A 14,917-nucleotide genomic window follows, 5' to 3' on the forward strand; every position below is an offset into this window, starting at 1 on the left:
GTCATTGAACCTGGCTGAATGAGTAGATGCTCAACATCCAGTCCGTCCCTAAGTGAAATTACGTTCCATTTCTCTTAGGGACGGATTCGCACTGAAACAAGTTAATATTTTAAGTAAACCGTTTTAACCTGCGTAAACTCATAGAAACCGTGTTTACCATCGTCTCCGCCTATTCCAGATTTTTTCCATCCTGAATGATAGCCTTGGTAAGCTTCACCTTGTTGTCTGTTCACATAGATTTCTCCGCTGTCAATATTAGCTGTTAGCTCCATGATGTAACGATAATTATTTGAATAGACATTGGATGTCAGCCCATACTCCGAGTCATTTACCAATTCAATAACTTCTTCCAGCGTATCGAACTCCACAATCGGTAAAACAGGACCAAACACTTCTTCATGAATGATTTTCATGTCTTGTGTACATGTATCGAGTAACGTTGGTGGATAAAAACTACTGTCTTCCGATACTAATTTCCCACCACATAAAACCGTAGCCCCTTCAGAAACCGCTTCTTCGACCATTGCATGGACTCTTTTTGCGTCATTCGAACTCACTAAACAAGTCATCGCAACATCAGGATTTTCCAACCCATCGCCATACTCAATGCGGGAGAACTCCTCCACTAGTCGCTTGACAAACTGCTCTTTTATCGACTTCTGCACGTAGACTCTTTCCGTGTTGTTGCAGACTTGACCTGAGTTTGCCAAACGTCCACCTGTTACAGCTTGAACCGCTAGTTCGATATCCGCATCCTCCATCACAACTGCCGGCGCTTTCCCGCCTAATTCCAAAGAGACTTTTATCATATTTTGCGCACATTTCTCCATAATTCTTTTTCCTACAGCCGTACTGCCTGTAAACGTGATCATATTGATTTTTTCCGAAGAGGTTAATGCTTCACCCACAACGCTGTCTTCACCGGTAATTACATTAATAACACCTTTTGGAATATCCGTATTAGCAATTAGTTTTGCTAGTTCCAGCGCAGATAATGGTGATTTACTACTTGGCTTAATGACGACCGTATTCCCTGCAATTAACGCGGGAACAACTTTTCGAATCAATACATAAATCGGGAAATTCCAAGGTACAATAATACCAATTACGCCTAATGGTTCTCTGATTGACAGGATTTTTTCATTGGTATTGTCACTTTCTACAATATCGCCTTCAATCCGTCTTGCCCATTCGGTTTGGTACTCCCCTAATTCAGCAGCATAAAACACTTCTGATTTAGCCGAGGAATGGCCTTTCCCCATTTCTAGCGTGATGGCTTTCCCAATCGTCTCTAGGCTCTGCTCTTCCTGCATCAAGCTTAGTAGTTGCTTCACCAAGCGAGCTCTTTCACTTGCCGGTGTTTTCTTCCACGTTTTAAAAGCTGTTGTTGCAGCCGAAACCGCATGATCCACATCTGCTTTATCTAATGCTGGGACTTCACCTACTGTTTCATTCGTTGCAGGATTAATAACGGGTACTGTCTGCCGATCCTTGTGCTGAATATAGTCACCATCGATTAATGCTTGTGCTGAAATCATTTACTTTCATCCTTTCAATAGGCGTGAATCACATTATTCACCGACATAAAAATGATTCACTTCATATTTCTTCAACGCTTCTTCATCTAACTCTATACCTAATCCAGGTTTATTCGAGATGACTAAATAGCCATTTTCATCTGTCATCAATTTATCTTTTTGGACATAATCTCTACGCTCGTTTGACCAAGCTGGTGGATCGTAAGGGAATTCTAAATACGGACAATTACTAATCGCTGCTGCAAGGTGTAAGTTAGCCAATAAACCAATCCCATTCGTCCATGTATGCGGGCTAAACCATGCGCCTTCCGCCTGAACCATTTCCGCAATTTTCTTCACTTGCGTGATTCCACCTGATAATGCCACGTCTGGTTGGTAAACATCCAACGCATTAATTCGATTCATTTCCCTAAAATCATGCGCGTTTCGATTCATTTCGCCACCAGCAATGCGAATATCGACACGATCTCTTAGTTTAGCCATGTCTCTAAATTGATGTGAAGGAAGCGGTTCTTCTAGCCAAAATACGTCCAATTGCTCGAGCTCTCTTGCAACGCCAATCGCTTTCTTTAAATCCCATGTGCGTTCAACATCCCAAGGCATTTTCCAGCCTTGATTGGCATCTACCATGATTTCTAATTTATCGCCAACACGTTTTCTAACTTCTTCTACGACTTTAATATCGTCTCGTACATCTGCGTGGTGGAAACGAATTTTCATCGCTTTAAAACCTTGTTCGACAAATTTCTCAGCTCGATCGGCTCTTTCTTCCGGTGTCACAATTTCTCCTGTAGATGCATAAGCTAAAATTTTATCTTTTTTACCACCCAACAATTTGTATGTTGGCACGCCAGCCGCTTTCCCCATCAAATCCCACAAAGCAAGGTCTAGTGGCCAGCATCTGCCATAATGAAAATCGATATTATCGATAATTTGTGAATGCCTTTCAATTGCAAATGGGTCTTGCCCGATGAATAAATGCTCGTGACCGCTAAGGCCCATCATTAAATCGCCAGATCCAACACCCGTTATACCTGCATCCGTATGTACATAAACCAATGTACTCGCAAACTTCTTACGAGGTGCTGGATCCCAAGCCGCTTTAAAAGGAGGGTCTAGTGGTAGTAAGTACTGTTTTGTCTCAATCGCTGTTATTTTCATCATTATCATTCCAATCATTTATAGTGAACGCGCTTACATATCTAATGATTAGATTATATAGATAACTCTTTACAATGAACATGCAGAGATTTATCATAAATATATACTTTATTTCAAAAAGTCTGATCAGAGGAGTTGCTTATGCACACGATTACAATAGCAAAAATACAGCAACACTCGTATTGGAACCCGATTTCTCACTTCCTGTTGCCTGAGGATACCTATCCAAATTGGAGCGTTTTTTGTATTAATGAAGGTGAAATGGAATATGCTTTTCCACATGAGCAAGGAGTTGCCACATTCGGTGATTTTGTCATATGTCCTCCGAATATGCCCATGAGAAGAAAGGTGAAAAAACAATTAAAGTTTCATTTTTTCCAATTCGAATTTCTTTCATCCGAAAATACGGCTATGTATACAGGTAAAATACAGCTACAAGACGAGCATCGCTTACACTCAAACTATAAAATCTTGGAACGACTTGCGTTTAACGAAACCACTTCCGCCAACGACCAAAAGGTTTATATACTAAATGACTTCTTTCAAATTTTTGCGATTGAAAATACCGAAGTAGAGATAGATGATACAAAAATCAATGATTTACTCATCGTTGAAGCCTTAGAATTTATTACGAAAAATGCGTTAACAAACATTAATATCAAATCTTTGGCCTCTTCATTAGGACTTAGCCCCGTTCAATTTTCAAGAAGGTTTCGCAGTAGTGTCGGGATGAACCCTCAAGACTATGTGACATCTCTCAAACTGCGACATGCACGAATATTACTATTGGAGACCGATGACATGATTGAGGACATTGCGATTCAATGTGGCTATTCGAATGGGTTTTACTTTAGCCGTATTTTTTCTTCGAAAATGAAAACCTCTCCCTCACAGTTTAGAAAAACGCATTTAATTTAGGATTTTCCACGCGTGTTGATTAACCATTTACTTGCATAAAACATTGATGAGAAACACTTTATATCTTTATTTCACTGAACGATTTCCGGCCGGCTTTCGGTAGATGATTCACGATAGCTTTAGGGGAGGAATCAATTCCTCCTGTTCAAAGGGCAAGTATTTCTAGAAATACTCGTTTTCATAATGCTGCTTCGAATCAGTACTTGTCGCGTCCCTCCAATCGTTAAGTGAAAAATACGGTTGCTTGGAAAGAAAAGAGGAGAGGACTTTCTTTAAAGAGTGTAGTGCCCGAAGCACTCTTTCCCTTTGAACAAGGCGTTCCTTCTTTACTAGTAGCTAGGCTTAGGCTTCTTAATATAGAAACCTAGTAGAAAAAACCATTACAAAGGTTTCAGCGGCCAAAATTGTATATTTGGCCGCCACTCTACGTAAAGTGCAGACAATTCTTTCTTTTCCAAAAGGATTTGCACTTTATATACTTGGTATTTTGGAGCGCGATGGATGAACAACCACCAGACGATTATTGTGAAAAATATGTAGGGATGTGATGGAGTCGCATCCCTACATATAGAAACACCTCGATAATCGCATAGAAATTGTTCTATACAAAAGCGCTCCAAAAGCAATTATATGCAAAGTGCCTAGTGTGTGATTTAGTTATTTTTTGTTAAATCAACAGGCGTAGGATTCCCCAAACTAAAAAACAAGAACAGACTGCCAATGCTAGCAATCTGTTCTTATTTTTAATTAGTCAAATTCAACGACGGATCTGCCGACATTGACACAGCAGCTATCATGGAAACCATCGAAAGCTTTGTTAATGTCTTCAAGCGGAATGCGCTCAAGTACAAGATCATCTAGATTGTATTTGCCGTTCAAGTAGAGGTTTGCAATAATCGGGAAATCACGGAATGGCTGTGCATCTCCGTAGAAGCTGCCCTTCAATACTTTTCCTAAACGGTGGAAACCACCCGCTGGTAAGTTAATCGTTTTTTCAGGATTGAAAGCACCTACAACTACAACCGTACCGCCTTTTCTTGTGCCTTTCCAAGCACTTTCAGTCGCTCTTGTATTTCCCGAACAGTCGATAGCAAATTGGACACCAAAGCCGCCAGTAAGAGAACATAGCACTTCTTCTGCATTTTCTTCTGCCACATTAATCGTATGCGTGGCACCAAATTTCTTCGCGATTTCAAGGTTTTCTGCTTTAACGTCGCACGCAATGATTTTTGACGCGCCCGCGATGCGCGCGCCTTGGATTGCGTTGACACCTACGCCACCGATTCCAAAGACAGCTACCGTCGAGCCTGGTGTAACACCCGCGGCATTGACAGCTGCACTATACCCCGTCGCTACACCGCACCCAATGAGTGAAGCTTGCGCAAGTGGCATTTCATCCGGAATTTTAACACAAGACATTTCAGGTACAACCGCATACTCTGCAAATGTTGATAGTAAAGAGCTGTGGTAAATCGTTTCTCCGTCTTGGCTCATACGTGTTGTACCGTCTAATAGTGTCCCATCAAACATTGGTCCGAAAGCCGACTCACATAGGTGAACAGCTCCTGTTACACAAAACTCGCATGTGCCACAGTAAGGAACCCAACTAAGAGCTACTTTATCGCCTGGTTTAACACACGTCACATTCGGTCCAACTGCTTCGACCACCCCCGCACCTTCGTGTCCAAGAACTGTAGGTGTCGGTGTTGTTGCGTCTTCTAATGCGTTTAAGTCACTATGACAAACACCAGTCGCTTTAATCTTGACGAGTACTTCATTTGCTTTTGGTTCCGCTAAGTCAATCTGTTGGATTGTCAGCGGTTTGCCCACTTCGGACATGACTGCAGCTGTTATTTTCACCGGGAGGCCCCTTTTCTCTACTGGATTAGTAAGCAAACCAAATTGCTTTAGATTTTGTAAATGCTTGTAATGAATGGATCGCGTACTCTTGACCCCATCCACTTTGTTTCACGCCGCTGAATGGGCTAGCAAAGTCATAGCAACCATATTTGTTAACGAAGATCATACCTGCTTCAAGCTGATTCGCTACGCGATGTGCTCTTGAAACGTCATTCGTCCAAAGCCCCGCGCCTAGGCCGTAGATCGTATCGTTCGCAATAGCTACTGCCTCTTCTTCTGTGTCGAAAGGAATGATACAGAGGACAGGTCCAAAGATTTCTTCTTGAGCGATTGTCATTTTGTTGTCCACGTCAGCGAAGATTGTTGGACGTACAAAACAACCTTTTGCATTGTCGCCTGTTGTATCGCGTTCTCCACCTGCGACTAGGCGTGCCCCTTGTTCTTTTCCGCTCTCAATATAGCCTAAGATGCTTTCCATATGAGATTGAGAAACTTGCGCTCCCTGATCGCTTGACGGATCAAACGGATCGCCACATGTATAGTCATTCGCGTACACGGCAATTTTTTCGACAACTTCGTCATACACGTCACGTTGAACGATCAAACGTGTAGGTGCAGAACATTTTTCCCCTTTGTGTGTAAAGAGGCCGTAGAATGAACGCTCAATTGCGCCGTCTAAATTCGGTGTATCTGCGAAAATAATATTCGGTGATTTTCCACCCAATTCAAGTGTGACAGGTTTCAAGTTCGAATCTGCTGAATCATGGACAAGTTTTTTCCCTACTTGCGTGCTGCCTGTGAATGAGATTTTATCGACATCCATGTGACGGCTAATGTAAGAACCAACTGACCCTTTCGCAAGAATCAAGTTCAGCACACCTGGAGGAAGAATATTCGCTTCGTCAATAATTTCAAACAAACGAATCGCCGAAAATGATGTTGTACTAGATGGTTTTAGCACGATTGTATTCCCCATCGCTAGCGCTGGAGATAGCTTCAATGCAGCCATTTGAATCGGGAAATTAAAAGGTACGATTTGTCCACATACACCGATTGGATCTCTCGTTGTAACACTTAAAAAGTTCCCTTCAACTGGGTTATTTTCACCATAGTATTTATCCGTCCAACCTGCATAGTACTCAAACAAGTCCGAAGCTTCTTGTACGTCATCGTTATACGCTTCCGTATACAACTTCCCGTTATCAAGCGCTTCTAGCGTCGCCAATTCCGCTTGATGCTCTTTAATCAATGCACTAATTTGACGCAATTTCTTCGCACGCTCTTTGCGTGTGATTGTTCTCCACTCGCCATGGTCGAATGCCTGTCGAGCAGCTGCAACTGCTTTGTCTACATCTTCTTCTGTTCCTGAAACAATGCTTCCAATTACTTCTCCATTTGCTGGGTTAATCGACTCAATGATTTCATCACTTGAACTCGTCACCCATTCGCCGCCGATGTACAATTTTTTCGTCGTTTTCAACCATTCTTTTGCCCATTCCAACTTCGGTTGCTCAATGCCCTCAAATACTTTCGCTTCATGATTCGTCAATGTACGCGCCTCCATTTTTATAAATCGCTTTTATTTCTTCCTTACTCTTTTCTTTGACCCATTTCGAAACAGAAGAGTAACCATATTTCTCTTTCAATTCCACAACAATTGGGATAAAACCATTCGCCAATACTTCGCATCTTTCCACATTCGCCTCTATCCCACTAAAACATTTAGCAGTAAACAAAGAGAGTGACTTCTCCAACATCATCATTGCGTCTAAAATATTTATGCCCGCAGCACCTTCATAAATATTTAAATCCAGTTCCCCATGCTCTAAAGCCGCCTGAACAACTCGATCGCACCCCAAAACTTGGAAACAACTTTGAATCAGCGTCTCGGGTATCACGGGATTAATCTTTCCAGGGAAAAATGAAGACCCCGCCTGAACCTCCGGCAGATAAATCTCTGAAAGTCCTGCCTCTGGTCCAGAAGCTAATAGCCGCAAATCTTTAGCAATTTTAATCAAGCTAGAAGCAAGCAAAGAGAGCTGTTTAGAAATATTCCCGAGATCATCAAGGTTTTGGGCGGCATCGAATAGATTTTCACGCTTGTGTAATGCAACCCCACTAATCTCACATAACTTCTCCACAACAATCTGTCGATAATGTAGCGGAGCGCCTACTCCTGATCCAATAACTGTTCCACCAAGATTAATAGACGAAATGTCTAGTATTGCTTGCCTTAACGATTCGTGCCGCCTTTTCACAACTGCCGCATAACCGCCAAATGTTTCCCCTAGTTGTATCCGCATACCATCTTGCATACATGTTCTTGAGATCGTTGGCACATCCATAAATTGTTGCGCCTTGGCACTCATTGTATTTTCTAATTCTATTAAAACGATTTCTAACATTGAATAGTACTGAATAATGGCTAGTCTCATTGCTGTATGACAGACATCCGAAGTAGATTGTGATGCATTAACATGATCTGTCGGATGTACTGGATAATTGCTCCCAACGACACTTTTCAGCCATTCGTTTGCACGATTAGCAATTACTTCATTTACATTCATATTCGTGGCAATCCCGCCCCCGCCGTGAAGAACGTCTATGAGAAAGTGTTCATGGTCCTTCCCCATTAGCAACTCGTCACATGCGTGGATAATGGCATCAGCAATAGAATGGTCTATCACTCCGGCTTCACAATTTGCAAGAGCCGCTGCTTTCTTTACCGTAGCAAGGGATTTTATATACCCCGGATATTGCTTTAACATGCGTCCTGAGAAAGAAAGGTTTTGTATCGACCGCGATGTCTGAATACCGTATAAGGCGTCATTCGGTACTTCGAGTACCCCAAATGCATCAGATTCTTGCCTAGTCTCCAATAATTTTTCCCGATTAATCACGAATCACCTCCACGACAAGATGGATGTCCATCAAAGTTCATCTATTAAATAAAGAATTATTCATAAGTGACCCACTTCTCATTCGTTCACAATACGAACATAACTATTCGCATAATGAACATACAGTGATTATAAAACTGATAATTTAGATTGTCAAACATAATTTTCTAAGCACAAAAAAAAGCGCTACCGCAGTAGCGCTTCATCCACCTATATAACTCATGCCAATTTTCTTGCGATTCTTTGCCGTTTGCTCTGTTCGTTCATCCGAATAGCGATCCGCGCGGCGAGCCCACACAGCCGTAATTTTCTCCAGCAGCTCTGCATCCGTCAACCCACTACGGATTAATTCGCGTAGATCAAAACCTTCTGATGCAAACAAACAAGTATATAATTTCCCATCCGATGACAGTCTTGCGCGTGTACACGTCGAACAGAACGATTCCGAAACCGATGTAATAAAGCCTACTTGTGCCCCGTTATCCAAGTACCGATAACGCTTGGCCACTTCACCATAATAATCCTGTTCAGCGGGCTCCATGTCATAAACAGCACGTAACCGATCATAAATTTCCTTTTTCGTTACGACTTTTTTAAAGCTCCAGCCATTGTCATTGCCGACATCCATAAATTCAATGAAGCGTAGTGTAATGCCTCGCTCTTTGAAATAAGCGGCCATCGGAAGAATTTCACTTTCATTGACACCCTTCTGCACGACCATATTCACTTTAATATCGAAGCCAATTTTTTTGGCATAATCAATATTCGACAAAATCAAATCAGGCTTAATGCCTCGGCCATTCAACACACCAAAAATTTCTGGGTCGAGTGCATCCAGACTCATATTTAAACGACGAAGACCCGCGTCATATAACGGTTGTGTATATTGCTTCAATAGCACGCCGTTCGTCGTCAGCCCAATGTCCTCAATCCCTTCAATCTTCATCAACTTCTCTACCAACTCGGGGAGATCGCGTCGCATTAGCGGTTCGCCACCCGTTAAGCGCAGTTTTTTCACGCCTAGTGACGCAAACAACCGTGCAAATCGTTCAAGTTCTTCAAACGACAACAATTCATTTTTCGGTAAAAATACATAATCATCACCGAAAATTTCTTTAGGCATACAGTAGGAACATCTGAAGTTACAGCGGTCCGTCACTGATATGCGTAAATCCCGAATCGGACGACCGAGCTTATCTATAATTGCTTCCATCTCTTCAGCCCCTTTCCAATACCTCAGGCGTATTCACATTCGCAAATACCTGCTTTTCATTTTCCGTCAATACATACCCCTCAATCCATGTCACGCCACTCGTTGACAACACCGCCATGACACGCAGTTGGTCGCTGTCCAACGCTTCACGCAGCACTTGCATGACATCTGCGTCCCAAACCGAAACGAGCGGATGATGCCGCCCCTCTACAACAACCGCCGTTACAGCCTGTTCATGTCGCGCAAGTAACTCGCCGATGACTTCACCATCAACAAATGGCATATCGCATGGTAAAACCACATAGCGGTCCGCTTCCACGGACTCCATCCCCGACAGGATCCCTGCAAGCGGACCGCGTCCTGCATACTTTACTCCATCCATTATAACATTCACACCTACAGGAAAACGCGCGACAAGCTCTTGTCTTGTCACAACTACTACTTCATCACAATGACTAGCGAGCGCCTCTTTAACAACTTCGTAAAAATAGCGATTCCCTAGCTTTGCAAATGCTTTCGGGGAACCAAATCGACGCGATTCCCCGCCTGCAAGGATAATACCGACTGTCTTCATCCGCCGCTTACCGGTGGAATGAATGCACAGACGTCGCCAGACTGAATGACATCCTCTTTCAAGGCATATTCTTCATTGACTGCGACGTGTACGGTATCTTTACCAAAACCAGGATACGTCTCCTCTGCCCAGTCCAATAACTCACTCACTGTCATCGACTTTTGATCAATTGTTTCCTCCGCCTTGCCCGCCAGTTCACGCAGCCTTGCAAAATAATGCACTGTAATCACTGCTGCCCACCTCCCTCAGGATATTTTCTCTGTCCGCCTATCCACTCTTCGCCGTCTTCCCATATTTCTTTTTTCCAAATAGGTACGACTTCTTTAATGCGCTCAATGGCGTATTCATTCGCTTCGTATGCCGCTTTGCGATGTGGTGATGAGACTGCGATCACGACAGCAATATCCGAAATATGCATCTCGCCAATTCGATGGGCAATTGCTACTTTGACACCTGGCCATTTCGCTTCCATTTCCGCACCAATTTCAGCTAATTTTTTCTCCGCCATTGGCACGTACGCCTCGTACGCCAAATACAATGTGCGAACACCATGCGTCCATTCTCGTACATGACCGGTAAATACGGTCACAGCACCTGCACCCGCATGAAGGACATAATCTGTATATTTTTGTGTGTCAATCGGTGTTTCTACAATTTCAAATGGTTTCATCGTTAATCTCCTCTATCCAGTTCAGTAGCCAGTGATCTAGCTTCTCAACGTCTGTCCTTGAGCCTATATGCGGCATCGCAGTCGCGACCTCTGGACAACCTACAACCAATTGAATACCCTGTAATTGTTGCAGGGCGTCCCAATCTTCCGCATCTCTTAACAAAACAACTTTCTCTCCTTGTTGTTCTTTATACCCTTCAATGAGTAAAGTATGCGGATTCCCGCTAGTTGCCAATGCTTTTAATTCAGTGAATGCTGGCTCTTCATTTAACAATAACTGCACAGCACCACCACCCGCAACGACCGAGACATCCGCTCCATTGTCAAAAAACTGCATCGTATCCGTCGTAGCGTCCGGCATCGTCGGTTGCCCACCGTGCCCATGGTGCTTCAATACTGCCACAGATAACCCATGCTTTTTCAATAAACGCACCCATCTTGCAACAAGTGTCGTCTTTCCACTATTTTTAAAGCCCACAATATGGAGCGTCTTCATAGCACCCATTCACCGACGCCTTGTTCAGCACCAAGTAGTAACAAATCGACGGTCATTCCAGTTGTATATCCACGCGTTCCACTTGGCAATACAATTAAACAATTGCCACGTGCAATCGACGATACCGCATTGGATTTATTGAAACCAGCTGGCACCGCAACAATTCCTTCCGGCGTCATTTCCCAAATCGCACGGATAAAGCGCGTAAACGGATTCGGCTTCAAAATATCTTCCCCAAGCTTAGCTGTCATATGTGGCACATAAGGAGTTTGGCTACCCATCATGCCAAGAATAGCCGGACGTGCAAACAGTTCAAAGCCGGTAAAGCAAGCCGATGGGTTCCCCGATAATCCAAATAACAACTTATCGCCTAACACCGCAACCGTCGTCACACTACCAGGACGCATCGCCACCTTGTTGAATAACACCTTCGCACCTAATCGCTCATAAATGGCTGGTAAATGATCATAATCCCCAACAGACACGCCACCTGTCGTAATGAGCACATCTGTCTCCGCGAGTGCTTTTTCAACAATGGCCGCGCAAGCATCTAGATCATCTTCCTGCATACCATACGATTGATACGCAATGCCCATACGGTCAAGCTGTGCCGCAATCATCGGTCCATTGGAATTACGAATTTTCCCCGGTACGAGCGGCTCCGAAACGGCTAGCAATTCCGTTCCTGTCGAAAGAATCCCCACAACCGGTCGCTTAGCTACTGCCACTTCCGCATAACCAAACGTCGCAAGCAAGGCAATCGTCCCTGGATGAATGAGCGTCCCCGCTTCAATAAGCAACTCGCCTTCTTTCGCATCCTCGCCTTTGAAGGATATGTTCTCACCTGGACTAAACGGTTTACGCAACGTAAAGCCATCTGTGCCTTCAACCGTTTGCTCCAGCATCACGACCGCATCCGCATTCATCGGAATCGGTGCGCCCGTCATAATGCGATACGCTTCCCCTTCACCAATCGCACGATCTGCCACATACCCCGCACCAATTTCCCCGATAACGGTAAAGGCAACTCGGTTCTCACCTGATGCTCCTACCGTATCCGCTGCCCGTACGGCAAAGCCATCGTACGGCGAACGATCAAATGACGGCACATCATGCTTAGCGATAATCGGTTCCGCCAAAACTCTTCCATATGTATGTTCAAGTGCAACTTGTTCCGTCCCAAGCGCTTGTACATGCGCTATGACAAGTCGGACAGCTTCCGCTACCTGAATTGGTTTTCTCATTTCTACCATACTGATGCCCCTCTCTCTTCTGGTATACTAACATTATACTACACGAAAGGAATGACTCCATTGTCTGAACTCACGCATTTCAACGAACAAGGACGCGCCAAGATGGTTGATGTTTCTGATAAAGCCGAAACCATCCGCACAGCTATCGCAACATCCTCCATCATCGTCAATGAAACCATTCACGCTCAAATTACAGAAGGTACCAATAAAAAAGGTGACGTCTTTGCCGTTGCACAAGTTGCTGCGATTATGGCAGCAAAAAACACGTCATCCATCATTCCAATGTGTCACCCTATCCCACTGACAGGTGTCGACATCCGATTTGACTGGGCTATCGATGTGACCTCTAATCGCTACGAAGTCCTCATCCAAGCGGAAGCCAAAACAAAAGGCGTCACAGGTGTGGAAATGGAAGCTCTCACAGCCGCTTCCGCCGCCGCACTAACCATTTACGATATGTGCAAGGCAGCAGGTAAGGAAATGATCATCGGTCCAACGATGCTACTTCGTAAAACTGGCGGCAAAAATGGTGATTTCGAACGCACAGACGCTTAATGAGTCTGTGCGTTTTACATGAAACACCTCGCCGCAATCCTCCGACGTACAGGATATACTAGTGCCGACGTTGCCACAGGAAGTGGAAATGGCGAACTTAGTCGGCCAAATGCTTCGTCAGCTCATGCACAATATGGTGCAATTCCGGAACAATCAACTTATCCATCGCCAGTTCAACCGCCTTCACCGATCCCGGTAGCGCGAACAATGCTTTGTTGTTTACAACACCTGCTGTCGCCCGACTTAGTAAGGCCTTTGAGCCAACATCTTCCGTATAACTTAAAAAGCGGAACAATTCACCGAAGCCATCGAGTGTCTTCGTAAAGTATGGCGTCACAGTTTCAATCGTAATGTCCCGGAAACCAATACCTGTTCCACCTGTCGTAATAATCGCATGGACATCGGGATTTCGTAACCACTCTTCTACAATCGATTGGATTTCTTCTTTATCATCCTGACAAATCCATGTTTCAAAAATAGCATGCCCAGCTGTCTCCAACTTCGTTCTGATCGTCAAACCGCTTCGATCATTCGCCACGTTTCGTGTATCACTGACTGTTAGCACACAACAGTTCAACTGCTTCTTTTTATCTGAATCCTGTAAATGTGACAAGATAACACCCCTATTTTCAGCCGAAAAATTGATGGTACAACTTGCGGCCTATTTTCATATCCTTCAATCCATGAATTAACAGACGACCATTGCCGAACAAAATACAGCGATAGCCGCTCGCAGTGAACTCTACAAAGAATGGTGTCACTTTGTAAGGAACAGCTAAACGTTGCGCAACCGCTTCTCCATCAGCAAGCGTCAATGTTCGTCCTACATCCGGCGTAATTTGCACCGTATCTCGTCCACATAACACCGCATAGCCTGTCCCTTCCATACGTGTTAACGCTGGGTACACAGGCTCTTCTCCACAAGTCTCACATCGTTCGTTACGCATACGGGAAATCCCTGCCTCTACCTGCGTATTATTCCACACGTCAAAATGAAGAACTTTTTTACGCATCGCAGCTTCATTACCTGTCAGCCACTTCAATGCTTCCGCACTTTGGTGCGCAGCCGTAATCTGAACAGCAGGCGCAATAATCCCCGCTGTATCACATGTCTCGTTGACAGATGGCAATACAGGCAACAAACAACGAAAACAAGCGGACGTCCCCGGGACAAACGGGAAAACCGTACCCGAGCTACCAACACAAGCCCCATAAATCCATGGAATTCCTTTTTTCCATGCCATATCATTCATTAATAAGCGCGTTTCAAAATTATCCGTAGCATCCATAATAAGATGTGCATCTTTCGTCATTTCTTCCATTAACGGCCCATCGACATGGTCCAACACCGTGACAATATCGACATCTGAACGAATCGCCTTTAAACGGCGTTCAGCAGCCACTACTTTAGGCATCGCGTCTTGCGCATCCTGTTCAGTAAATAGCTGCTGACGTTGTAAATTTGTCGGTTCAACATAATCACGATCAGCAAGCGTCAACTTGCCAACTCCTGCGCGAACGAGCGTCTCCGAAATGGCTGATCCTAATGCGCCACAACCAATTACGACAACATGCGCCGCACTCAATTTGTCCTGCCCCACTTGCCCAATCGGCTTGAACAACATTTGTCTTGAATATCGATTTTTCACGAAAACACTCCTTGCGCTTTTTATAATCAATTACGCCCCAGCATAATTGCGTCCAGATTTTTTCGAACAAGCTCGAAAAGCTCCCCTGAAAATCTGTGACATCCGTCGGAGGCTTAACTTGAATCAGTAA

15 protein-coding genes are annotated in these 14,917 nt (G+C 44.1%); 2 read left to right on the top strand and 13 right to left on the bottom strand.

The genetic code is table 11. From position 1 onward, the window contains the following. Nucleotides 1–101 precede the first annotated feature (101 nt). A complete protein-coding gene (gene aldA, locus MKY34_RS00900; RefSeq protein ID WP_342513381.1) occupies nucleotides 102–1,538 on the bottom strand; it encodes an aldehyde dehydrogenase in 1,437 nt (478 codons plus the stop codon). Between the two features lie 33 nt (nucleotides 1,539–1,571). After that, nucleotides 1,572–2,699 carry a mandelate racemase/muconate lactonizing enzyme family protein gene (locus MKY34_RS00905; protein WP_342513382.1) on the bottom strand — a complete coding sequence of 376 codons (1,128 nt, stop codon included), beginning with the start codon at nucleotides 2,697–2,699 and terminating at the stop codon, nucleotides 1,572–1,574. Between the two features lie 141 nt (nucleotides 2,700–2,840). Between MKY34_RS00905 and MKY34_RS00910 the strand changes: the two genes are divergently transcribed. Then, entirely contained in the window at nucleotides 2,841–3,617 is a 777-nt protein-coding gene (locus MKY34_RS00910) for an AraC family transcriptional regulator (RefSeq protein ID WP_342513383.1), read from the top strand. 747 nt (nucleotides 3,618–4,364) lie between these two features. Here MKY34_RS00910 and MKY34_RS00915 read toward each other — a convergent pair. From MKY34_RS00915 to glp, 9 genes are all read right to left on the bottom strand, one after another. Beyond that, nucleotides 4,365–5,477 (bottom strand): Zn-dependent alcohol dehydrogenase, encoded by a 1,113-nt coding sequence (locus MKY34_RS00915; protein ID WP_342513384.1) that lies wholly within the window; start codon nucleotides 5,475–5,477, stop codon nucleotides 4,365–4,367. A 25-nt stretch (nucleotides 5,478–5,502) separates the two neighbouring features. Next, the gene (locus tag MKY34_RS00920; protein ID WP_342513385.1) at nucleotides 5,503–7,026 is read right to left on the bottom strand and encodes an aldehyde dehydrogenase family protein; all 1,524 of its coding nucleotides are present in this window, start codon (nucleotides 7,024–7,026) and stop codon (nucleotides 5,503–5,505) included. Continuing rightward, nucleotides 7,013–8,377: a lyase family protein gene (locus MKY34_RS00925; RefSeq protein ID WP_342513386.1), complete on the bottom strand. Its 1,365-nt coding sequence runs from the start codon at nucleotides 8,375–8,377 to the stop codon at nucleotides 7,013–7,015. The genes MKY34_RS00920 and MKY34_RS00925 overlap by 14 nt, the downstream gene beginning before the upstream one ends. 202 nt (nucleotides 8,378–8,579) lie before the next feature. Beyond that, nucleotides 8,580–9,590, bottom strand: a complete 1,011-nt coding sequence (moaA, locus tag MKY34_RS00930; protein WP_342513387.1) for a GTP 3',8-cyclase MoaA — start codon at nucleotides 9,588–9,590, stop codon at nucleotides 8,580–8,582. 4 nt (nucleotides 9,591–9,594) lie between these two features. Next, a complete protein-coding gene (locus MKY34_RS00935; protein ID WP_342513388.1) occupies nucleotides 9,595–10,164 on the bottom strand; it encodes a molybdenum cofactor guanylyltransferase in 570 nt (189 codons plus the stop codon). Beyond that, nucleotides 10,161–10,394 carry a molybdopterin converting factor subunit 1 gene (moaD, locus tag MKY34_RS00940; protein ID WP_342513389.1) on the bottom strand — a complete coding sequence of 78 codons (234 nt, stop codon included), beginning with the start codon at nucleotides 10,392–10,394 and terminating at the stop codon, nucleotides 10,161–10,163. Before moaD ends, MKY34_RS00935 begins: the two co-directional genes overlap by 4 nt. Continuing rightward, a complete protein-coding gene (locus MKY34_RS00945) occupies nucleotides 10,391–10,834 on the bottom strand; it encodes a molybdenum cofactor biosynthesis protein MoaE (protein WP_342513390.1) in 444 nt (147 codons plus the stop codon). Before MKY34_RS00945 ends, moaD begins: the two co-directional genes overlap by 4 nt. Next, nucleotides 10,821–11,339: a molybdopterin-guanine dinucleotide biosynthesis protein B gene (mobB, locus tag MKY34_RS00950; protein ID WP_342513391.1), complete on the bottom strand. Its 519-nt coding sequence runs from the start codon at nucleotides 11,337–11,339 to the stop codon at nucleotides 10,821–10,823. Before mobB ends, MKY34_RS00945 begins: the two co-directional genes overlap by 14 nt. Beyond that, on the bottom strand, nucleotides 11,327–12,583 hold the full coding sequence (gene glp, locus MKY34_RS00955) for a gephyrin-like molybdotransferase Glp (RefSeq protein WP_342513392.1): 1,257 nt from the start codon (nucleotides 12,581–12,583) through the stop codon (nucleotides 11,327–11,329). The genes mobB and glp overlap by 13 nt, the downstream gene beginning before the upstream one ends. Before the next feature lie 60 nt (nucleotides 12,584–12,643). On the opposite strand from glp, the gene moaC reads away from it, so the two are divergent. Next, complete coding sequence (gene moaC / locus MKY34_RS00960; RefSeq protein ID WP_342513393.1) at nucleotides 12,644–13,138, top strand: cyclic pyranopterin monophosphate synthase MoaC; 495 nt, start codon at nucleotides 12,644–12,646, stop codon at nucleotides 13,136–13,138. Between the two features lie 97 nt (nucleotides 13,139–13,235). Here moaC and MKY34_RS00965 read toward each other — a convergent pair whose 3' ends face one another. Both MKY34_RS00965 and MKY34_RS00970 read right to left on the bottom strand, forming a co-directional pair. Then, nucleotides 13,236–13,751, bottom strand: a complete 516-nt coding sequence (locus MKY34_RS00965; protein ID WP_342513394.1) for a MogA/MoaB family molybdenum cofactor biosynthesis protein — start codon at nucleotides 13,749–13,751, stop codon at nucleotides 13,236–13,238. A 16-nt stretch (nucleotides 13,752–13,767) separates the two neighbouring features. Further along, nucleotides 13,768–14,787 (bottom strand): ThiF family adenylyltransferase, encoded by a 1,020-nt coding sequence (locus MKY34_RS00970; protein WP_342513395.1) that lies wholly within the window; start codon nucleotides 14,785–14,787, stop codon nucleotides 13,768–13,770. Nucleotides 14,788–14,917: the final 130 nt, after the last annotated feature.

This window comes from Sporosarcina sp. FSL K6-1522, assembly GCF_038622445.1.
Lineage (GTDB): Bacteria > Bacillota > Bacilli > Bacillales_A > Planococcaceae > Sporosarcina.

Coding starts and splice junctions, on each gene's coding strand:
- mobB (WP_342513391.1), bottom strand. CDS start 11,339: ATGGGTGCTATGAAGACGCTCCATATTGTGGGCTTTAAAAATAGTGGA.
- MKY34_RS00945 (WP_342513390.1), bottom strand. CDS start 10,834: ATGAAACCATTTGAAATTGTAGAAACACCGATTGACACACAAAAATAT.
- MKY34_RS00905 (WP_342513382.1), bottom strand. CDS start 2,699: ATGAAAATAACAGCGATTGAGACAAAACAGTACTTACTACCACTAGAC.
- MKY34_RS00910 (WP_342513383.1), top strand. CDS start 2,841: ATGCACACGATTACAATAGCAAAAATACAGCAACACTCGTATTGGAAC.
- MKY34_RS00935 (WP_342513388.1), bottom strand. CDS start 10,164: ATGAAGACAGTCGGTATTATCCTTGCAGGCGGGGAATCGCGTCGATTT.
- moaA (WP_342513387.1), bottom strand. CDS start 9,590: ATGGAAGCAATTATAGATAAGCTCGGTCGTCCGATTCGGGATTTACGC.
- aldA (WP_342513381.1), bottom strand. CDS start 1,538: ATGATTTCAGCACAAGCATTAATCGATGGTGACTATATTCAGCACAAG.
- glp (WP_342513392.1), bottom strand. CDS start 12,583: ATGGTAGAAATGAGAAAACCAATTCAGGTAGCGGAAGCTGTCCGACTT.